The 20,025-nt window shown below is 76.6% G+C and carries 17 protein-coding genes; 6 read left to right on the forward strand and 11 right to left on the reverse strand.

Features of this window, described 5'->3' with window-relative positions:
- Positions 1-85 precede the first annotated feature (85 nt).
- Complete coding sequence (locus OG774_RS17205; protein WP_328302610.1) at positions 86-1,486, forward strand: S1C family serine protease; 1,401 nt, start codon at positions 86-88, stop codon at positions 1,484-1,486.
- A gap of 103 nt (positions 1,487-1,589) precedes the next feature.
- Here OG774_RS17205 and OG774_RS17210 read toward each other — a convergent pair whose 3' ends face one another.
- Positions 1,590-2,915: an LCP family protein gene (locus OG774_RS17210; protein ID WP_328302612.1), complete on the reverse strand. Its 1,326-nt coding sequence runs from the start codon at positions 2,913-2,915 to the stop codon at positions 1,590-1,592.
- 205 nt (positions 2,916-3,120) lie between these two features.
- Here OG774_RS17210 and OG774_RS17215 point away from each other — a divergent pair, with 205 nt between their 5' ends.
- Positions 3,121-5,142, forward strand: coding sequence for an ArnT family glycosyltransferase (locus tag OG774_RS17215; protein ID WP_328302614.1), 2,022 nt, complete (start codon positions 3,121-3,123; stop codon positions 5,140-5,142).
- 66 nt (positions 5,143-5,208) lie between these two features.
- Here the strand turns inward: OG774_RS17215 and OG774_RS17220 are convergent, their stop codons facing one another.
- Entirely contained in the window at positions 5,209-6,483 is a 1,275-nt protein-coding gene (locus tag OG774_RS17220) for an MFS transporter (protein WP_328302616.1), read from the reverse strand.
- Positions 6,484-6,600: 117 nt separating this feature from the next.
- Between OG774_RS17220 and OG774_RS17225 the strand changes: the two genes are divergently transcribed.
- Positions 6,601-6,855 (forward strand): hypothetical protein, encoded by a 255-nt coding sequence (locus OG774_RS17225; protein WP_328302618.1) that lies wholly within the window; start codon positions 6,601-6,603, stop codon positions 6,853-6,855.
- Positions 6,856-6,903: 48 nt separating this feature from the next.
- Here the strand turns inward: OG774_RS17225 and OG774_RS17230 are convergent, their stop codons facing one another.
- A complete protein-coding gene (locus OG774_RS17230) occupies positions 6,904-7,266 on the reverse strand; it encodes a DUF2795 domain-containing protein (protein ID WP_328302620.1) in 363 nt (120 codons plus the stop codon).
- A 148-nt stretch (positions 7,267-7,414) separates the two neighbouring features.
- On the opposite strand from OG774_RS17230, the gene OG774_RS17235 reads away from it, so the two are divergent.
- Together OG774_RS17235 and eccB are read left to right on the forward strand one after the other, a co-directional pair.
- Positions 7,415-7,906: a hotdog fold domain-containing protein gene (locus OG774_RS17235; protein WP_328302622.1), complete on the forward strand. Its 492-nt coding sequence runs from the start codon at positions 7,415-7,417 to the stop codon at positions 7,904-7,906.
- Positions 7,907-7,955: 49 nt separating this feature from the next.
- A complete protein-coding gene (eccB, locus tag OG774_RS17240) occupies positions 7,956-9,410 on the forward strand; it encodes a type VII secretion protein EccB (protein ID WP_328302623.1) in 1,455 nt (484 codons plus the stop codon).
- Positions 9,411-9,430: 20 nt separating this feature from the next.
- Here eccB and OG774_RS17245 read toward each other — a convergent pair whose 3' ends face one another.
- The 4 genes from OG774_RS17245 to OG774_RS17260 all read right to left on the reverse strand — a co-directional run bounded on the left by OG774_RS17245 (position 9,431) and on the right by OG774_RS17260 (position 15,463).
- A complete protein-coding gene (locus tag OG774_RS17245) occupies positions 9,431-10,831 on the reverse strand; it encodes a serine/threonine-protein kinase (RefSeq protein ID WP_328302624.1) in 1,401 nt (466 codons plus the stop codon).
- Between the two features lie 235 nt (positions 10,832-11,066).
- Positions 11,067-13,601 (reverse strand): HelD family protein, encoded by a 2,535-nt coding sequence (locus OG774_RS17250; protein WP_442873884.1) that lies wholly within the window; start codon positions 13,599-13,601, stop codon positions 11,067-11,069.
- Positions 13,602-13,670: 69 nt separating this feature from the next.
- On the reverse strand, positions 13,671-14,735 hold the full coding sequence (locus OG774_RS17255; RefSeq protein WP_328302627.1) for an MBL fold metallo-hydrolase: 1,065 nt from the start codon (positions 14,733-14,735) through the stop codon (positions 13,671-13,673).
- The gene (locus tag OG774_RS17260) at positions 14,732-15,463 is read right to left on the reverse strand and encodes a pyridoxamine 5'-phosphate oxidase family protein (RefSeq protein ID WP_328302629.1); all 732 of its coding nucleotides are present in this window, start codon (positions 15,461-15,463) and stop codon (positions 14,732-14,734) included. The genes OG774_RS17255 and OG774_RS17260 overlap by 4 nt, the downstream gene beginning before the upstream one ends.
- A 621-nt stretch (positions 15,464-16,084) precedes the next feature.
- Here OG774_RS17260 and OG774_RS17265 point away from each other — a divergent pair.
- A complete protein-coding gene (locus OG774_RS17265) occupies positions 16,085-16,774 on the forward strand; it encodes a hypothetical protein (RefSeq protein ID WP_328302631.1) in 690 nt (229 codons plus the stop codon).
- A 104-nt stretch (positions 16,775-16,878) separates the two neighbouring features.
- Here OG774_RS17265 and mihF read toward each other — a convergent pair whose 3' ends face one another.
- From mihF to OG774_RS17285, 4 genes are all read right to left on the reverse strand, one after another.
- Positions 16,879-17,190 carry an integration host factor, actinobacterial type gene (mihF, locus tag OG774_RS17270; protein ID WP_274188370.1) on the reverse strand — a complete coding sequence of 104 codons (312 nt, stop codon included), beginning with the start codon at positions 17,188-17,190 and terminating at the stop codon, positions 16,879-16,881.
- A 302-nt stretch (positions 17,191-17,492) separates the two neighbouring features.
- Positions 17,493-18,128, reverse strand: a complete 636-nt coding sequence (locus OG774_RS17275) for a class I SAM-dependent methyltransferase (RefSeq protein WP_328302636.1) — start codon at positions 18,126-18,128, stop codon at positions 17,493-17,495.
- On the reverse strand, positions 18,118-19,044 hold the full coding sequence (locus OG774_RS17280) for a lysophospholipid acyltransferase family protein (RefSeq protein WP_328302638.1): 927 nt from the start codon (positions 19,042-19,044) through the stop codon (positions 18,118-18,120). Before OG774_RS17280 ends, OG774_RS17275 begins: the two co-directional genes overlap by 11 nt.
- Positions 19,041-19,952, reverse strand: coding sequence for a GNAT family N-acetyltransferase (locus OG774_RS17285; RefSeq protein WP_328302640.1), 912 nt, complete (start codon positions 19,950-19,952; stop codon positions 19,041-19,043). The genes OG774_RS17280 and OG774_RS17285 overlap by 4 nt, the downstream gene beginning before the upstream one ends.
- Between the last annotated feature and the right edge of the window lie 73 nt (positions 19,953-20,025).

The following is a 20,025-nucleotide window of genomic DNA, read 5'->3' on the forward strand; positions in this document are numbered from 1 at the left end:
TTCACCCCCTCCTCGCGGCCTTCTCTCAGCAAGTCCGCAGGTCAGGCGCAGGGTGGGCACAGGACGCGGACCGACCCTGGAGCACGTGAGCGACACGAGCCCCTCCTCCCCCACCGACCCGTCGGCACGCCCTGCGGGCGGCCCCGGCACCGGCACACTGCCCCCGGGCCCCGCCGGGGAGCGACCCGGCGGCTACCCGACCGCGCCGCCCGGTTCCGGGCTCCCGGCCGGCGGCCGGCCCGGCTACCCCGGTCAGCCCGGCGACCCCTGGTCCCGTCACGACGTCCCGGCCGGCCCGCCCGGACCCCCGCCCACGACGCCCGGCCCGTCGATGCCCCCGCCCGGTCCGCCGCGACGCCGGCGTCCGGTCGCCCTCGTCGCGGGTGCTCTGGCGGCGATGCTCGTGGCCGGTGGCGTCGGGGGCGCGGTCGGCTACGAGGCCGCGTCGTCGAACGACGGCACGAGCTCCGTGCTCTCGTCGGCGCCGTCGGGCTCCGGCACCGCACCGTCGTCGCCGGCCCCGGCCGGCTCGGTGGAGCAGGTCGCCGACACCGTCCTGCCCAGCGTCGTCCAGCTCGAGGGCCCGTCGGGCGAGGGCTCGGGCGTCGTCATCTCCGCCGACGGCCTGATCCTCACCAACGCCCACGTCCTCGAGGCCGGGCAGGCCGCCCAGCAGCAGTCACCGCTCGGCGGCGGCACCCCCGAGGCCGGCGGCGCCACCGGCGCGCCCCAGGGCCTCAGCGCGGTGTTCCAGAACGGCAACCGCGCGCCCGTGCAGGTGGTGGGCACCGACCCGAGCGCCGACCTCGCCGTCGTGCGCGCCCAGGGCGTCTCCGGTCTGACCCCGGCCACGCTCGGCGACTCGTCGCAGCTGCGCGTCGGGCAGGAGGTCGTCGCCGTCGGATCCCCGCTCGGGCTGTCCGGCACCGTGACCACCGGCATCGTCAGCGCCCTCCAGCGCCCCGTCGCCAGCGGCGGCGCGCAGAGCGGCCAGGCCACCGTCCTCGATGCGATCCAGACCGACGCCGCGATCAACCCCGGCAACTCCGGCGGTGCGCTCGTCGACATGCAGGGCCGCGTCGTCGGCATCACGTCCGCGATCGCGTCGCTGGGCCAGTCCCAGGGCGGCCAGTCCGGCTCGATCGGCCTCGGCTTCGCCATCCCCGTCGACCAGGCCGCGCGCATCGGCAACGAGCTGGTGTCGCAGGGCTTCGCGAACCGCGCCGTGCTCGGCGTCGGCGTCTCCGAGGGTGCCGACGGCGCCGTGCTCGGCCAGATCACCCCGGGCGGGCCCGCCGCGGCCGCCGGCCTGACGCAGGGCGACGTCGTGACCCGGCTCGACGACCGCGTCATCCCCGACGCCGACAGCCTCGTCGCGGCGATCCGCTCGCAGCAGCCGGGCGCCCAGGTGACTCTGAGGGTCACCTCCCCCGGCGGCGAGCCCCGCCCGGTGCCCGTGACGCTCGGCTCCGAGCGCGCGAGCTGACCCGCCACCTCGACCCGACCGCTACAGGACGAAGGGCGCCTTCGCTGCTACCGACGCAGCGAAGGCGCCCTTCGCTCATCCGGGCGAGCCGTGGACGGGCGTGTCAGTTGATGCAGCCGGGCGCCGCGGCGGTGATCGGCGGAGTGGGCGACACCGGCATGGCCGGACGCGCCGAGCTGCTGCTCGAGTCCTCGGAGCTCTCGGAGTCGTCCGAGGACCCCGACTGCTCGTCGTCCGAGGACGACGCGTCGTCCTCCGAGGCGAGCCGGTCGAGCCCCGCGCTCACCGAGGCGTCGGAGACGCCGGCGGGGACCGGGGGTGCGAGCGCGGCCTGGGCCGCCGGGTTGCCGGCGTCGGCGGCGATGGCGATGCCGACGAAGGCACGGACCTCGTCCGGATCGACCTCCACGGCCGTGCCGTCCGACGACGTGCTGAGCTCCGCGGAGCCGGTGGGGATCGTGCGGAACGTGACCGCGCCGGCGGAGAGGCCCTGCATCTGGCGGGCGAAGCCGAGCACGTCCCACCCGGCGTCGAGCGTGACCGAGCGCGAGACCGCCTCGGAGATCCGCGCGAGGGCGAAGGGGTCGGCGAGGGTGTTGGTCGAGAGCAGCGTCTCGGTGGCGCCCGCGAGGAACACCTGCTGGCGCGCGATGCGGTCGAGATCGCCGTTCGGCAGGCCGTGGCGCTGGCGGACGAACGCGAGCGCCTGCGAGCCCCCGACCTCCTGCGGGCCGGCCGGCAGCGACAGACCGGTGTACGAGTCCCGGGCCGGCGCGCGCAGGCACACCGGCACGCCGCCGATCGCGGTGCTGATGTCGGCGAAGCCCGCGAGGTTGACCGCGGCGAAGTGCGAGATCGGCAGCCCCGTCAGCTGCTGGACGGCCCCGATCGTGGCGCGCGCGCCGGCGGCGGACGCGGCGCGCACCACCGCGGGGTCGTTCGGCGAGAGCGGCGCGGCGGCCTCGGCGGCGAACAGGCTCGTGCTGCCGGTCGGCCCCGATCCGATCATCGCGTCGGTCGCCTGCGCCGCGGCCCGCGACCACGCCGAATTGATCTTGTGGCGACCGAGGCCCTGTCCCAGGTCGACGTAGGAGTCGCGCGGCACCGAGATCGCGGTGGCGCGGCCACCGCCGGCGGGCACGTGCACGACGGTCAGCGAGTCGGCCGTCCCGCCGCCGGCATCGCTCGCGCCGGCGTTGAGCGCGGCCAGGATGTCGCCGGGCAGCTGGTTGCCCTGCGCGTCGGTGCGGGTGTCGAGACCGACGAGCAGGATGTTCTGCTCGCCCGTCGCCGCGGGCTCGGGCGTGTCGATGACGGCCGCGGAGGGCGTGGATCGATCCAGTGCGCGCAGCTGTGCCCACCCGAAGGCGGAAGCGAGGAGGACGGCCACCGACAGGACGCCCAGGGCGAGACGCGCGAAGAATCGCACGCGCCGCGAGCGCAGGAAGGGGCCGACCACAGGAACAGCGTTCCCCCTTCTCGTCCCGGCGTCACCTCTCAGTGCAGGGCATCTCAGAGATCGCCACTCGTTGGAGCAGCGCGTGCGGCCCGCGTGAGATTCGGCCGGCCCGTTCACAGCCGGCGCACACGCTCGCCCCACGGGACCGCCATGACGGGGACGCAGAGTCGCTCCCATGACGGTCCGAGACGGTCTGACGACCGCGTTGCGCGTGCCCCGAGGAGCCCCCGCTCACGCATCCTTCACCCGGGCGGGTCGCCACGCCCGGCGCACCACCCTCTGGGGCGGGCGTGTCACCGACCCCCGGTGGGTGCCTCCGGCGCTGTGCGCGCTGCTGATCGGGACCGCGGTGCTCTACCTGTGGGGCCTCGGCGCCTCGGGCTACGCGAACACCTACTACGCCGCCGCGGTGCAGGCGGGGACGCAGTCGTGGAAGGCCTGGCTGTTCGGGTCGATGGACTCCTCGAACTTCATCACCGTCGACAAGCCGCCCGCGGCGCTGTGGGTCATGGGCCTGTCGGGGCGGATCTTCGGGTTCAACGCCTGGTCGATGCTCGCACCGCAGGCGCTCATGGGCGTCGCCGCGGTGGGGCTGCTGTACGCGACCGTGCGGCGCTGGTCCGGGCCGGGCGCCGGGCTGCTCGCCGGGGCCGCGCTGGCCCTGACGCCGGTCGCCGTGCTGATGTTCCGCTTCAACAACCCGGACGCCCTGCTGGTGCTCTGCCTGGTGGCGGCGGCCTACGCGGTGGTGCGCGCGGTCGACGCCGCCGCGACCCGCGCCGGCGTCTGGTGGACCGCCCTCGCGGGCGCCCTGATCGGGCTCGGCTTCCTCACCAAGATGCTGCAGGCGTTCCTCGTGCTGCCCGCGCTCGCGGCGGTGCTCCTGCTCGCCCCGGCGGCCCCGCTGCGCCGTCGCGTGGTCCAGCTCGCCGCCGGCGCGGCGGCGCTCGTCGCCTCGGTGGCCTGGTACGTCCTGCTCGTCGACCTCTGGCCGTCCGATTCGCGTCCCTACATCGGCGGCTCGACCGACAACACGCTGCTCGACCTCGTCCTCGGCTACAACGGCCTCGGCCGCCTCCTCGGCGGTGAGGGCAACGGCGGCGGTGGCGGCGGCGGTGGCGGCGGCACCGGGTTCGGCGGCACGGCCGGCATCGGCCGGATGGTCAACAGCGCCTTCGGCGGTCAGATCGGTTGGCTGCTGCCCGCCGCGCTCGTCGCCCTCGTCGCGGGCCTCTGGCTGACCCGCCGCGCGCCGCGCACCGACCGCACCCGCGCCGCGCTCGTGCTCTGGGGCGGCTGGATGATCGTCACCGGCCTCGTCTTCAGCTACATGAGCGGCACGATCCACCCGTACTACGCGGTCGCGCTGGCGCCGGGCCTGGTGGGCACGCTCGTGGTCGGCGGGCGCGAGGTGTGGCGGCGCCGCGGCCACCTCGTCGCCGACGTCACCCTCGCGCTCACGGTCGCCGGGACCGCGGGCTGGAGCGTCGTGCTCCTGCGGCGTACCCCCGAGTTCCTGCCGTGGCTGCGGTGGGTCGTGGCGATCGCCGGGATCGTCGCCGCGGTGGCCCTGGTGGTGCCCGCCGCGACGTGGCAGCGCCTCGGACCCGACGCCGGACGCCGGGTGCTGCCGGTCGTGCTGCTCGGCGCCCTGCTGGCCGGCGCCGGCGGCTCGGTCGCGTACGCGGTGCAGACGGCCGCGACGGCGCACCAGGGCTCGATCGTCAGCGCGGGTCCGTCGACGGGGTCGGAGATGGGCGGCGGTCCGAGGGGCGTCCAGGGTGGTCCCGGAGGCGGCCGGCCGGCCGCCGGCCAGACGCCTCCGGGCGGCGGCGGGCCCGGCGTGTCCGCGACGTCGAGCGAGCTGGTGGCCCTGCTCACCGCGTCGGACAGCCGCTGGGCGGCGGCCACCGTCTCCGCCCAGAGCGCGTCGGGCCTCGAGCTCGCCAGCGGCACGGCGGTCATGGCCATCGGCGGGTTCACCGGTTCCGACGCCGCGCCGAGCCTCGCGCAGTTCCAGGCCTACGTCGCCGCCGGGGATGTGCACTACGTCGTCGCCTCGGGCGGGCAGGGCGGCGGCCCCGGGGGCGGCGAGGACAGCGTGGGCACCCGGATCAGCGAGTGGGTCGCCGCGCACTACACGGCGACGGACGTCGGCGGCACGACCGTCTACGACCTCACGCAGCCGACGAGCTGATCCCGGCACCGGTGATCACCGGCTGGTATCGCTCGCTCAGCGAGCGATACCAGCCAGTGACGCGTCTCAGGGCCGCGTCGGGACCTCGTCCGCGGCGTCGAGGGGGTGGGCGAGCTCGTCGGGCCCCAGCCGGCCGACGACGAGCGCCACGGCCCCGAACAGCAGCGGCACCAGCCCCGCGACCAGGAACACCGGCGTCAGGCCGGCCACCACGCTGACGGGGCCGGCGAGGGCCATCGAGACGGGCATGAAGGCGAGCGAGACGAAGAAGTCGAGGCTCGTCACCCGCCCGAGCAGGGCCGGCGGGACGCGGCGCTGCAGCAGCGTCCCCCAGATCACCTGCGGGGCGCTGAACAGCCCGCCCAGCACCAACCCGGCGACCACCATCGGCCAGAGCGTCGTCGCGACGCCGAAGACGACCATCGGCACGCAGGCCACCGACCACAGCACGATCATCACCGTCAGGTAGCGGCGCGGGAGGCGCAGCGACGCGACGACGATCGACGCGATCGCCCCGCCCGCGCCGAACGCGAGCAGCACGAGCGAGTGCCCGCCGGGGCCGCCGCCGGCCCGCTCGATGATCGCGAACGGGACGAGCACCTCGAGCGGCCCCAGGACGAGGAGGATCATCAGCGACGCGAACACCAGCGTCACGAGCAGCCAGCGCGTCCCCACCATGTAGCGGAAGCCCTCGACGAGGTCGCGGACGACCGCCCGCACCGGATGGCCCGTGCTCTCCCCGGTGAGGTCGCGGCGCAGGGCCCGCGCGGGCAGCGCCAGGGCCGCGACGAGCCCCGCCACGCACGTGACCGCCGTGGCCCCGAGCGCCGCCGCCGGCGACCAGACGGCCACGAGGACACCGGCGAGCGCGGGGCCCGCGCCCTGCAGCAGCACCGGGCGCACCACGCCCTCGAAGCCGTTGACGGCGAGCAGCTCGTCGGCGTCGACCATCGCCGGCACGAGCGCCGAGTACGCGGGGAAGAACAGGCCCATCGACAGTCCGATCACCGCCGCGACGGCCACGAGCAGCGGCACCGACAGGGCGCCGAGCGCCGAGAGGCCGGCGACCAACCCGATCGACATGGCGAGCATCGCCAGGACGCCGACGAGGATCCACTTCTGCGGGACGCGGTCGGCGAGGACACCGCCGAGCAACGCGATGACGATCACGCCCAGCGCGAGCGCGCCGGACACCAGCGAGAGCTCGACGGGACCGCCCCCGAGCTCGACCACCTGCCAGACGACGGCGAGCGTCCACAGCCCCTCGGCCAGCACCGAGAGCGCGAGCGCCGTGGCGAGACGCCGGTAGGCGGAGCGGCGCAACGGGCGCAGCGCGCGCATCGGGACCTCCTGATCGGGACGGGCACCGCGACGGTAGGGCGTGCACCGGGGTCGAGGTCCACCGCTTTCCGACGTGTGCCGTTGTGCCGTGCGGCGCAGGCGAGTAGACCCTCACGCGTGCGCAAGCAGCGGTGGATCGCCGAGGTCGGCCAGGAGAACGCGACGTTCCTCGCGACCCGCAGCCGGACGGCGGTGCTCGCCTCGGAGTACCGGCCCCGCGACGTCGGGGACGGCACCGTCGCCTACGACGAGCGCTCGCTCGGCGCGGCCCGCGAGCTCTCCGAGGAGGAGGAGGGCGCGATCACCGACGACGGCGAGGGTCTGCGTGTCTGGGTGGGCGACGACGCCTTCGACCTCGAGGAGCAGGGCTGAACGCACGACCCTCGTCGGACGGGCCCTCGGCGGGCGGCTGACCGCCCGTCAGGCCACCGGCGTGGAGCGCACGGGGCGGCGGCCGACGACGTGCTGCGGCCGGGACCCCGCCGGCACGCGACGCGGGGCGACGCGGGGCGTCGGGGGTGGCCCGGACTGGCCGACCTCGCCCACGGGGCGCCCGGAGAGCACGGCGGCGAGGACGGCCGCCACGTCGCGGAGCGAGTGGTAGCGGCGCTGCGGGAGGCGCTCGAGGAGGCTGCGCGTGGTGGTGTCGACGCCGTAGAGGTCGCCGACCGTGAGCACCTGCCAGCGCTGCGCGGGGAACGTCAGGTCACCGAGCACCGCCGCGAGGCGTTCGGCGATCCCGGCGGCCGGGGGCGATGAGGGGCTGTCGGGACGAGTGCTCATCGTGTCCTCCCGGCGGGAGCGCAGGGTCGCGCACCCAGTTCCTTCCCCGAACGACCGTTCGTCAATCCACCACTCAGCGGTGCGTCGATGATCGTCCGGACACCATCGGCTCCCCCGGCGCGTGCTACCGCCGGGTAACATCCGCGCGGTGAGCACTCCGAGCGTGCTGGGCGCCTGGCATCGATTCTCCGGCTCGTGGCCGGGCCGCCTGCTGGTCAGCGCGGCCGTCTGGGTCCGCGCGCCGTACTTCCTCACCGCCGCGCCGGTGATCCGGCGCCTCGAGCCGGGGCGCGCGGAGGTGTCGCTGCGCAACTGGTGGCTGGTGCACAACCACCTCGGCACGGTGCACGCCATCGCCTCCTGCAACCTCGCCGAGTACGCCATGGGCGTGCTGGCCGAGGCGACCGTGCCGCCGTCGCACCGCTGGATCCCGCGCGGCATGAACGTCCAGTACCTCGCGAAGGCCGAGACCGACCTCCTCGCCGTCGCCACCTTCCCGTCGCCGCCCGCGTTCTCCGACGCGCGCGAGGACGTCGACGCCGAGGTCACGCTCACCGACGTCGCCGGCACCGAGGTCGTCCGCGCGACGATCACGCTGCGGATCTCCCCGCGTCCCGCGCGCGCCGCCGTGGCGGCCTGAGCCGAAGGGGTCACCCGGCGCCGCCGGTCGTGCCACGATCCGCGGCGAGATGCCCCCGCCGACGACGACCTCCGACCAGGTCCACGCCTACCGCTTCGGGCTGCGCCGGCTGCAGTCCGCGCTGGTCCGGCGCCAGGCCGTGCCCGGCGTCGACCCGCTGCGTGCGCAGCACCGGGCGACGCTCGCCGGGGTGCTGATCGCCGTGCTGGCGCTCGGGGTGGCCGCGGTGTGGGGCCTCCTGGACCGGCCCGCCGACTGGCGCACCGCCGGTGTCGTCGTGGCGGAGGGTTCCGGGGCGCTCTACGTCGTCGTCCACGGGCCCGACCGGCTGGTCCCCGTGCCCAACCTCGCCTCGGCGCGGCTCGTGCTGGCCGGGCTCGCCGCGGCGGGCGGGCCCACGGGGAACCCGGACCCGGTCGAGGTCGCGGAGTCCGACCTCGCCACCGCCCCCCGCGAGCGCGGGGTCGGCATCGTCGACGCGCCCCCGCTGCCGCCGGCCGGGGCGCCGGTGCCGCCGGTCTGGTCGGTGTGCGACACCGGCAGCCCCCGGCCCGGCGCGGTACGCCCGTGGGAGCAGCCGCGCGTGTGGACGACGGTGCTGGCCGGCCCCACGGCGCCGGGCCAGACCCTGGGACCCGGGCGTGGCCTCCTGCTGCGCGACCGCTTCGACGGCACCTGGCTGGTGCACGACGGCGTGCGCTCCCGCCTCGACCTGCGCGACCCGGCGGTGGTGGTGGCCTTCGACCTCGAGGGCCAGCTCCCCCGGCCGGTGAGCACCAGCCTGCTCAACACGCTCACCGAGGGGCCGGCGATCGTCGCGCCGGTGATCGCGGGTCGGGGCCGGGTCCCGCCGGGCGGCCCCCTGGTCGGCGAGCCGGTGGGCGGCGTCGTCCGCCTCGTCGGCCCCGGCACCCAGGACCGCTGGTACGTCGTGCAGCGCGAGGGCGTGCAGGAGGTGCCCGAGGTCGTCGCCCGTCTCGTGCGCCTCTCCGACGCCGACCCGGCGCGGGCGGCCGCGCCCGTGCCCGTCGTCTCCCCCGGCCAGCTCCGCCCGCTCGCGACCGCCCGCGGGATCGCGGTGAGCGCCTACCCCGACCCGGTGCCCCGCGCCGTGCCGATGGCCGAGGCCCCCACCACCTGCGCGAGCGCCGACGGCGCCGGTGCCGTGGTGCTCACGGTCGGCACCGAGCCGCCCGCCACCGCGGTGCCGCCGACCACCCTCGCCCAGGCCGACGGCTCCGGCGACCGGGTCGACGCCGTGGCGCTCCCCGGCGGCGGGGTCACCGTGCGGGCGGTGCCCGCCGGCCGTCCCGACGCCCCGGGCAGCCCGACGGTCGTCTCGGGGGCCGGGACGATCTCGGCCGTGCCCGACCCGGAGACCGCCGCCGCGCTGGGCCTCGGCGAGGCGTTCCCACCCGCGCCGGGCGCGGTGGTCGGCCTGCTGCCGGTGGGCCCCGTGCTCTCGATCACCGACGCGCTGACCCCGCTGCCCGCCGGGGGCTAGCCAGGCCGGTCAGCAGCCGGTCAGGGCTGGCGGCGCTGCAGGGTCGTCGTCGTGGTCGTGACCTCCGGTGGTTCCTCGACCACCGGCGGCGGGACGATCACCGGTGGACGCGCGGCCGTCGTGGTGGTCGTCGTGGTCGTGGTGGTGGTCGTCGTCCGGCGCGGCGTGGTGGTCGTCGTCCGGGTGCGCGGCGCGGTGGCCGCCTCGGTCTCGTCCTGCGTGGTCGTCGTGACCTGCGGGACCACCGGCAGCGGTGGCGGGGGCGGCGCCAGGGTGGCCGAGGGCACCGGTGGGAGCGGCTGGTCGTCGGAGAGCACGGCGTAGGCGACCGCGGAGCCGGCGACGAGCAGCGTCGCCGCCGCGGCCGCGATCACGGCGGCCACCCGGCGGCGTCGGCGGCCGGGACGGGCCAGCGGCGAGGCGCCGGTGGCCTCGAGCTCGGGCGCGCGGGCCTCGGTCGCGGGTCCGACGGCCATCGCCGGCGTGCCCACCACGCCCGTCGGGGCGCTCATGAGCACCGGCGACAGGACCGTCTCGGCCTCCATGCCGACCTCGCGGGACACGCCGCGCAGGGCGGCGACGGTCTCCTCGGCGGTCGGGCGGTCGCCGGGCTCGTCGGCGGTCATCGCGGTCAGCAGGACCTCGAGGCCGGGCGGGAGACCGGGCGGCACCACGGGACGGCGGTGCAGGCGGGCGACGGCGGCCTCGAGGGCGTTGCCCGGGTACTCGCGGCGCCCGGTGAGGCACTCGATGAGCACCAGGCCCAGCGCGTAGATGTCGACGGCGCCGTCGATCGGCTCGCCGCGGACCTGCTCGGGGCTCAGGTACGAGGCGGTGCCGATGACCATGCCGGCGGCGGTGACGGGCGCGGCGTCGTGGACGGCGGCGATCCCGAAGTCCGAGAGGTGGGCGCGGCCCTCGGCGTCGAGCAGCACGTTGCCGGGCTTGACGTCGCGGTGCACCACCCCGCGCCGGTGCACGTAGGCCAGCGAGTCGGCGAGCGCGGCGCCCAGCGCGACGACGTCGACGACCGGCAGCGGTCCCGATCGGATCCGCTGCGCCAGCGTGTCGCCCTCGATGAGCTGCATGACGAAGTACGCGCGGCCGTCCTCGTCGCCGACGTCGTAGACCGTCACGAGCCCGGGGTGCGAGAGCCCGGCGAGGGTGAGCACCTCGCGCCGGTGGCGGGCCTCCTGGCCCTCCTCGATGTCGCCGATCTTCTCCGCGGGATCGGCGGGATCGCCCGGGGAGGCGTTCTCCGCGACGACCGAGCCGGCGGCGTTGAACATCTTGATGGCCACGTCGCGGCCGAGGAGCTCGTCGCGGGCCCGGAACACGTCCGCGGCGCCGCCGCGGCCGATGAGGTCGCCGACCGTGTAGCGGCCGCCCACCGTCGCGGGCGGGCCGGTATCGGTGCTCACTGCCGGCCCTCCCTCCCGGTCCGCGGCCTCCCGATGTGCCGCCTCTGGGCCTCGATCATCCCGTACGACCGGGTCCCTCGTCTGCGTGACCTCCCGGGCGGCGCGTCGCCCGAACGGCGGGTTGCCCCGCGGCGTGCCGCCGCGCCTCGGCGACACCGCGGGGGCGACGACCGCGCCCGGCCCACCTGGGTCCTTCGAACCCCACGGGGCTGGTGTTACCTGATCGGGTGGGCCGTCACTCCCACTCGAGGCGGTCGAGCACCGTCGGCAACGGGCCCGGATGCACCACGACCAGGGAACGTGTGGCCCGGGTGAGGGCCACGTACAGATCGTTGAGGCCGCGTGGGGAGTCGTCCGTCACGCCGGCCGGGTCGACGAGGACGACCGCGTCGAACTCGAGGCCCTTGGCGTCGGCGACCTCGGAGACGACGACCTCGGCCGCGAGGTCGACCGTCGGATCGCCCGCCCGCCCGGCGTCACCGGCCCCCGTCGGCCCGGCGTCCACCCCGAGGGCGGCGGCCAGCGCGTCCACCCGTCCGGCGGGCGCGAGCACCGCGACGCGGCCCGCCCCCTCGGCGTCGACCACCGCCTCGCGGGCCTTCCGGGCCTGCGCGACCGTGGCGCCGACCAGGCCGGCCTCGTCGGTGGCCACCGCGCGGGGCGCCACGCCCGACTCGCGGACCGACTCCGGCGGGGTGGCCGAGGGGTCGATCGCGGCCAGCACGTCGGCGGCGACCGCCATGATCTCGGCCGGCGTGCGGTAGTTGACGGTGAGCACCTCGCGGCGCCAGCGCTTCGCGACGTATGGCGAGAGCACCTCGCCCCACGTCGACGCCCCGGCCCGCGACCCGGTCTGCGCGACGTCGCCGACCAGCGTCATCGACCGGCTGGGGCAGCGGCGCATCAGGACCCGCCACGCCATCGGCGAGAGCTCCTGGGCCTCGTCGACGATCACGTGGCCGAACGTCCAGGTGCGGTCGTCGGCGGCGCGCTCGGCCGCCGAGGCGTAGGTGGCCTCGCGGGTGCGGTCGGCGAGCACGCTGGCGTCGACGACGTCGGTGGGACGCAGCAGCTCGGGGTCCCAGTCCTCCTCCATCGCGAGGATCTCCAGGACGCCGGCCGCGTAGGCCTCGTCGGCCTCCCGCTTGCGCTCCTCGGCCTCGCGGGCGGCGGTGTCGTCCTCCCCGAGGAGCTCCGCGACCTCGTCGAGCAGCACCGCGTCGGCCGGGCTCCACCAGGCGCCGTCGACGGGGTCGGCCGGCGGCGCGTCGCGGGCGAGCAGGTCGCGGTCGGCGTCGCGCCAGCCGCGTGTGGCCGCGCGCAGGCGCTGGGGGGAGGTCCACAGGTCGGCGAGCAGCTGCGGCGGGCTGAGCGTGGGCCACAGGCCGTCGAGCGCGGCCCGCAGGTCGGGGTCGGCGCGCAGTCCGGCGCGGACGTCGGCGAGGTCGCCGCGGTCGAGCAGGTTCGACCGGCCGTCGAGGTCACGCCCTACGCGGTCGACCTCGCGCCGGGCGAGCTGGTCGGTGATCTCCCGGATGAACGTCCGCTTCGCGTCGTTGTGCGGGCGCCGGGTGCGCCGGGCGCGGGTGCGGGCCTGGGCGACGAGGTCGCGGTCGAGCACCACGGGCTCGCCGTCGACGACGAGCTGGATCGGCCGGCGCGGCAGCTCCTGGCGGTCGCGCACCGCGGTGGAGAGCACCTTGGTCATGTCGGCGTGGCCCTTGAGCGCCGCCGCCCGGGCCGGCTCCGCGCGGCGGGCGGCGAGGCCGGGGTAGAGCTCGCCGACCGTCGAGAGCAGCACGCTGGTCTCACCGAGCGAGGGCAGGACCTGCTCGATGTAGCGCAGGAACGTCGGGTTGGGCCCGACCACGAGCACGCCGCGGCGGGCCAGCTGGCGGCGGTGGGTGTAGAGCAGGTACGCCGCCCGGTGCAGGGCGACGGCCGTCTTGCCGGTGCCGGGGCCGCCCTCGACCACGACGACGCCGTTGGCGCTGGAGCGGATGACCCGGTCCTGCTCGCCCTGGATCGTCGCGACGATGTCGCCCATCCGCCCGGTGCGCCCGGCCGACAGCGCCGCGAGCAGCACCGCCTCGCCGGTCAGCCCGGTGCGCTGGGTGGTGGCCCCGACGCGGGCGGCCTCCTCCAGATCGAGGATCTCGTCGTCGACCGCGGTGACGCGCCGGCTGCGCGAGCGGATGTGGCGCCGACGTCGCACGCCGTCGGGCGAGGCGGCGGTGGCCGTGTAGTACGGCCGGGCCGCGGGCGCACGCCAGTCGATCAGCAGCGGCTCGTAGTCGTGGTCCTCGTCGAGCAGCCCGAGGCGCCCGACGTAGAGGACGTCCTGGTCGAGGCCCTCGACGTCGGGGTCGCCGACGCCGTCGGCGGGCGGGGGCGGCGGGCGGTCCGGGTCGAGGTCGAGCCGCCCGAAGCACAGCCCGTTCTCGACCGCGGAGAGCGTCGCGAGCTGCTCGGAGTACATCTGCGCGGCCGCGTCGCGCTCGGAGACGGCCTGCGGCGTGCCCGTCGTCTCGTCGCGCAGCACCCGCGCGAGCAGGCCGGCGGTCTCGGCGCGGCGGTCGTCGAGCTTGCCGTAGAGCATCGAGACATACGGCTGCTCCGCCGCGACGGGATCAGGCGCGACGGGATCGGCGTCCGGGCCGGTCCCGTCGTGTGTGTCACGAGGGGAGGTGTCGGCAGCGGACGAGGACGTTCGGGTCACGCAGGCCTTCTCCAGCTCCGAGGTCCGGCGTCGTTGTGCCGGGACGACCATCCACCGTAGCGCCGCACCCCGGCACCGCGCCGCCACATCGGCGGTCGAGACCTGTCCGGGAGGTGACCGTCAGGCCGGTGCGTGGTGGTTGACGCTGGTGTCCGCGTCGGCATCCCGGTGCACCCGTCCCTGCGCGGCGAGGACCTCGAGGTGCGCGTCGGTCTCCAGCACCGCGAGCATGCGGTTGAACGTCTCCATCTCGTCGAGGTGGTACTCGCGGCGCGTCCAGCGGATGGCGCCGGTGACCTCGAGGGCGGTGGACCCGCCGGCGACGACCGCCGCGGCGATCTCGTCGAGGCGCTTGTCGTGGTGGGCCACCAGCTCGTCGACGCGCTGGTGGACGCTCGGCGCCACCGGGCCGTGGGCGGGCAGCAGCAGCCGGTCCGGCTCGGCGCGCAGGGCCGCGAGCGAGGTCAGGAAGCGGGTGAGTGCCCCCGGCCGCGCGGCGGGCTCGAAGCCGATCGACGGCGTGATGTGCGGCAGGACGTGGTCGCCGGCGAAGAGCATCCCCGCGTCCGCCGTGGTCTCGTCGACGAACACCACGTGCCCGCGGGTGTGCCCCGGGGTCTCGCGGACGACGAGGGAGCGACCCCCGGCCGCCAGCTCCTGCCCGTCGGCGAGCCACTCGTCGGGGTCGGCGAAGTCCTCGGCCGGCGGCGCCTCGGCCGCGGCGACCCACCTCCGGACCTCGGCCGCGAGGTCGTGGGCCCCCGCCCGGTCCAGCCCGGCGGTCTGGGCGTCCAGCCCGTCCTCGCGGTGGTGGATGACCTCCAGCGAGTCGCGCTCCCCGGCGCCGAGCGCCACGCGGGCACCGTGCTCGCGGCGCAGCGCGATGGCCTGGCTGTAGTGGTCGCGGTGCACGTGGGTGACGAGGAACCGCCGCACGTCGCCCGTCGCGAGGCCGAGCTCGCCGAGCAGGCGGCCGAGGACGTCGCGCGAGGCGTCGATCGCCCAGCCGCCGTCGACGAGGGTCAGCTCCGCGTCGTCCCCCCGGGCGCTGCCGCCCTCGGGGACGAGGAGGTAGACGTTGACCGCCCGCAGCGCGTCGGTGGGCAACGGCAACGGCAGGCGGTGGACGCCGGGAACGACCGTCTCGAGCTCGGGCCTGCTCCAGGCGTGCCGATCGGAGATCACTCCCCGGATGGTGCCCCTGCCCCGGCGCGCACCGTCTCGCGGGGGTCGGCCTGCGCCGCGTCGATCTCCTCCTGGGAGGCCGCGGCAGCCTTCCGTGCCGCGGCGACGCCGAAGTGGTCGCCGCCCTTGCGGCGCACGTCGTCGGTGCCCCAGGCCCGCCGGTCGTCGACCGGCACCATCCGCGGGATGTGCTTGCGGCAGTGGATGTAGGCCTCCCCGACGGTGACCTCCACCCACACGCTGGCGCGACGTCCGGGCACGGTCTCCACCGGGAGGTCGGGGTGCTCGCGGCGCAGCTCCTCGTCCTCCACCAGCCGGGCCGCGCCGTTGACGTGCAGCCCGATCAGCTCATCGGTGAAGTCGATCATCATGAGCCCGACGTGCGGGTTCTCGGTGATGTTCCCGAGGCTCGCCATGACGCCGTTGCCGCGGTACTCCGGCCACGCCACGCGCCGGTCGTCGAGCACCCGCAGGAACCCGGGCGGGCCCGCGCGCAGCGTCGAGTCGCACTCGCCGTGGGCGTCCGCCGTCGCGACGAAGGCCATCGTCATGCGGGCGATGAACTCCTGCATGGAGGGCACGAGGCGGTCGCTCATCTGGTCGGAGAGGAACCGCTCGGCACGCGTCCCGGTGCCCATCGCGTCCTGCAGCACGTGCTCGCCGGCGGAGCCGGGACGTTCGGGATGGGGATCGTGATGATCGGGGAGTGGGAAGTCCCGGTCGCTCATCGACGCCTCTCCGCGGACCCGGCGGGCAACCGGGACCGCCGTGGTCGCCGCGGCGTCCTGGCGGGGCGGGTGGCCCCGGCGCGGACCCGCGTCGGTCGGGGGATGCTCCCGATGCAACCGGTTCGTCCGGGCGCTGTCGAGGCATGCGGCGATGCGATCCTCACTGTGACCACCCGTCTGACGACCCTTCGCGACGGGTTCTCGTCCAAAAGGCCGCACTTGACTGTGATGTGTATCACTTCGTGACCGGACCGAGACCTCGCCGCACTGTCGGCGTGACCGTCGGTCGGCGCTCCTGAACAGGGAGTACGCGGCCTGCGCGCGCCCCTCGAACGGGTGGCCCGGCGGCGTCGGGGGGCTTCCCCGGACTCCTAGTGTGGGCGCTGTCCGGATGCTCGTGCAGCTGCCGGACCCGCGCTCGTCCCGCCCTGGCCCGTCCGGCGAGCGTGGCCCCCGAACCACGCGTGGACGGGCCGGAACGCCGTCGCGTCGGACTCCCCACCGGCGACACGGCACCTGGTTCGCTCCCCCCTGACCAGGTCGAACGGCGACGCGACGGAGACGCGCATGTCCCGACACCGTGCGGCGACCGCCCGAGCGGCGGCACCTCCCCCTACTCCGGTGGCCCCTACCGTCCGGACCGACCTCGACCTCGTGCCCCGCCAGGGCTTCGGCGAGCAGCACCCGTCCGGGCCCCTGCCCCGGGCCGGGCGCTCGCGCTCCGACCGGCGCTCCGGCGCCCGTACCGGAGAGACGCGGATCGAGCAGCCTGCCCGGGACCCGGCGCGCGCCGACCCGCCCACCTCGCCGCTCGACCTCGCGGCCATCGCCCTGGCCGCCGCGAGCGTGCGCCAGGCCGGGCTCCCGCCGGCGGGCTCCTCGCCCGCGGCCACCGGCGCGGTCGCCGTGCCGCGCACCGCGGCCGACCGCCGCCCGGACGCCGGAACGACGACGGGCGGCACGCCGCGCCCCGCGTTCCCCGCGGCCGTGCCGAGCGCCCTCGCACCTCCCACCCCGTCGCACCCGGTGCAGGCCGTGGGTCGCCGCGACCTCGGTCGTCGCCGCGTCACGCTGCCCACCCGCACCGCCGGCGCGCTGGCCCTCGTCGGCGCCCTCGCGGGCGGCGGGGTCGCGGTGGTCGGCGGCGGCGCCGTGCTCGCGGCCGACCGCACGCCCACGACGGGCGAGATCCGCACGCCGGACGTCGCCGAGGCCGCCGCGTCCGCCGCGGTGCGGTCCTCGGAGGACGGCGACGGCGGGCGTCATCGTGCCGCGTCGCAGGACGACACCTCGTCCTCCGGCGGGTACTGACCCCCACAGACGACCGGGCCCCACACAGACGACCGGGGCGGTCGGTGGTCCGGATTCCCGGCCCACCGGCCGCCCCGGTGTCGTTCGTGCCTGGCTCGCGTGCTCTAGCCGAGCGCGCTGACCAGCGCCTCACGCTGACGGGATCCGAGGCCGGCGACGCGCCGGTCCTCGGGGATGCCGGCCTGCTCGAGCACGGCGGAGGCCTTGGCCGGGCCGTAGCCCGGGAGCGCCCGCACGAGCTGCGAGACCTTGGTCTTGCCGGCGATCGGGTCGCTCTTGCCGCGGTCGAGCACCGCGGGGATCGTCTCGTCGCCGCTCTTGATGCCGGCGAGGAGGGCGGAGCGGGCCTGGCGGGCCTCGCGCGACTTGGCCTGGGCGGCCTCGCGCTGCTCGGGGGTCAACGTCGGGAGGGCCATCGCGGTGTCTCCCCTCTCTGTGGTGCGTGTCGTCACGGGGGACCCGCGACGTCGGTCGGACCGGTCGCACCGACGGTCACACGGACGGTCGGTCGGCACCGCGCGCCACGCCGCGGACTCGCCGCGAACCGGTCGCCCGGGCCGATGGTTGCGGGACGGTACACCAACCTCACGGGCGCCCCGTCCCTGACCTGGGCGGATCGCGAGGCGTCGGTCGCCGGGACCTCCGGGCGAGCGGTGCCGTCACCCTCTGGCGCCCCTCTGGAGCTCAGCCTCACCGCCGGGATCTCACCGCCGGGATCTCACCGCCGCGGACGGCACGCCCGATGGACGACGGCCGGGGGCAGGTTGCGCCACACCACGGACGAGGTCTCCACCTCGTCGAAGCACTCGCCGAGCTCGGCGCGCAGGGCACGTGCCGGCGCGGCCCAGGACGTCGCGCAGTAGGCGAACTGCACGAGGACGCCGTCGTCGGCCAGGGCGCGGGCGATGCCGGGCACCAGCGAGTCGTCGCGGCCGGGACGCGTCGCCGACCAGCCGAGGCCGCTGACCACCACGTCGGCCCCGGCGATGCCCCGCAGCGCGAGCAGGGCCGGCAGCTCTGCGACGTCGGCGGGCACGACCTCCACGTGGGCGAAGCGCTCGGCGAGGCGGTGCGCGAGCACCGGGTTGATCTCCACCGCGAGCTGGCGTCCCCGTCCCGCCAGGCGGTGGGCGAGCAGGCCCGTGAAAGCCCCGCTGCCCGCGCCGAGCTCGACCACGACCGGCGCCGGGCGGGCGGCGCGCAGGGCCGCGTCGGCCATCGCGCGGGCGAGCGCGCTGCTGCTCGGCCACACCGACGCCGTCGCGAGCGGGGCGCGGACGAACTGCGCGGCGAACACCGCCCGGTCGGCCAGCGAGGCCTCGCGCGGGGCTTCGCCAGATGGGTCAGGCGGCATGCTCGAGCTCCGGGAGGACGGGCGACGTGGGTGGGGTGGTCGCCGCCCGGCGCACGGCGGCGGGATGGCCCCCGACATCGGCGGGCAGGGCCGCGGCGATCGCCGCCGCCGAGGCCCGGGCGAGCGCGCGGCGGGCGTCGGCGCGGGCGGGACCGGTCGGGACCGCGCGGGTGTCGAGAGCCGTGCGGACGTCGACGTCGACGACCAGGTCGCGGGCGGCGAGGACCCGCAGCAGCGACGACGCGAGCGTGTCGTCGCCGACGAAGGCGGCCGTGGCGTCGACGGGCCCCTCGCCCCGGCGCCGGTACCGCACCGCCACCGGCACCACGGGCGCGCCGGCGTCGTGGGCGGCCTGGAAGGCGGCCGGGCGGAACGGGCCGAGGTCGCGGCCGCAGCGGGTGGTGCCCTCCACGAAGACGCCGATCGTGGCACCGGCGCGCAGGGCCGCGGCCAGGCCGGCGACGGCGTCGGGCAGGGTCCGCAGCCGGTCGCGGTCGAGGAAGACCGTGCCGGCGCTCGCCGCCATGACGCCGAGCAGCGGCCAGCGGCGGACCTCGCGCTTGGCGAGCATCCGGACCGGGGCCACGGCGTACAGGGCCATGACGTCGAGCCAGGAGACGTGGTTGGCGACGACGAGCGCCCCGGGCGGCGCGGCCGGGCCGCGACGCCGCACGCGGACCCCGCACGCGGCGAGCACCGCACCCGTCCAGCGGGTCTGCACCCGCCCGCGCGCCGCCGGCCCGAGCAGGGGCAGCACGACGGCCACGGCGAGGCCCGCGAGCAGCACGACGACGAGCGCGAGGGAGCGCACGGTCAGCCGGGCGAGGCGACGGGCGCGGTGCCCGCCGCGCAGGGCCTCGGGGACCGGCAGGCAGCCCGGGTCGCAGGGCGAGGTGGGCGCGTACGGACTGGTCACCCGCCCTCCCCGAACAGGAAGCGCCGCCAGCGCGGGTCGATCGCGGGCTGGTCGAGCAGGATGAACAGGTCGGCCACCCCGAAGTCCGGGTCCAGCGCCGGCGGCCCGCCGATCTCGGCGCCGAGGCGCAGGTAGCCGCGCAGCAGCGGCGGGAGCGCGGCGCGGGCGGCCCGTCCGGCGCCGGGCGCCTCCGGGTCGTACGGCCCGACCGGGGCCTCGCACCACGGGCGCACCCGTCGCGACGCCGGCGCCAGGTGCCGCGACGCGACCATCGACCACACCCCGCCGGGCAGGGCGGCCTGCGGGGTCAGCGGGATGCTCGCGCAGCCGACGACCCAGCGGCGGCCGGTGAGCATCATGTAGCGCCCGATCCCGGCCCAGACCAGCGCGAGCACGACGCCGTGGCGGTGGTCGGGGTGCACGCAGGAGCGCCCGACCTCGACGATCTCGGGGCGCAGGGGGTCGAGGGCGGAGAGGTCGAACTCGGTGTCCGAGTAGAGGCCGCCGGCCGCCCGGGCGCCCTCGGGGGTGAGCATCCGGTAGGTCCCGACGATCGCGCCGGAGGCGTCCTCGCGGACCACGAGGTGGTCGCAGTGCTCGTCGAACGCGTCGGCGTCGCGGCCCTGCGCGGCGGCCGCGACCGCCACCGGGTCGGTGGTCGACGGGCGGGCTCCCTGCTCGCCGGCGAACACGGCGTGGCGCAGCCGCTGCGCGGCGAGGACGTGGTCGGGATCGCGGGTCAGCAGCAGGCTGTAGCGGCCGGCGGCCTCGGCGGGGGCGACCTCCCTGCGGTCGACCGCCGGCGCGGGACCGGTGGGCGGGAGGGTGGACGTGGCGACGGGACCGTGCCCGTCGTGGCTCTCGGGGGCGGGTCCGCTCGACCGCGCCAGCACCTGGGAAGTGGCCATGGGCCGGTGTCTACGGGCCGAGATCGCCCGGGGGCCCACCCCGGCGTGACGGCCGGGTGTGATGCGGGTGAAC

It is taken from the genome of Actinomycetospora sp. NBC_00405 (assembly GCF_036044095.1).
GTDB classification, from domain to species: domain Bacteria; phylum Actinomycetota; class Actinomycetes; order Mycobacteriales; family Pseudonocardiaceae; genus Actinomycetospora; species Actinomycetospora callitridis.

Bases quoted from the DNA above. Each gene is read 5' to 3' on its own strand.
- OG774_RS17215 (WP_328302614.1), top strand. From the start codon at position 3,121: ATGACGGTCCGAGACGGTCTGACGACCGCGTTGCGCGTGCCCCGAGGA.
- OG774_RS17220 (WP_328302616.1), bottom strand. From the start codon at position 6,483: ATGCGCGCGCTGCGCCCGTTGCGCCGCTCCGCCTACCGGCGTCTCGCC.
- OG774_RS17230 (WP_328302620.1), bottom strand. From the start codon at position 7,266: ATGAGCACTCGTCCCGACAGCCCCTCATCGCCCCCGGCCGCCGGGATC.
- eccB (WP_328302623.1), top strand. From the start codon at position 7,956: ATGCCCCCGCCGACGACGACCTCCGACCAGGTCCACGCCTACCGCTTC.
- OG774_RS17250 (WP_442873884.1), bottom strand. From the start codon at position 13,601: ATGGTCGTCCCGGCACAACGACGCCGGACCTCGGAGCTGGAGAAGGCC.
- OG774_RS17260 (WP_328302629.1), bottom strand. From the start codon at position 15,463: ATGAGCGACCGGGACTTCCCACTCCCCGATCATCACGATCCCCATCCC.
- mihF (WP_274188370.1), bottom strand. From the start codon at position 17,190: ATGGCCCTCCCGACGTTGACCCCCGAGCAGCGCGAGGCCGCCCAGGCC.
- OG774_RS17275 (WP_328302636.1), bottom strand. From the start codon at position 18,128: ATGCCGCCTGACCCATCTGGCGAAGCCCCGCGCGAGGCCTCGCTGGCC.
- OG774_RS17285 (WP_328302640.1), bottom strand. From the start codon at position 19,952: ATGGCCACTTCCCAGGTGCTGGCGCGGTCGAGCGGACCCGCCCCCGAG.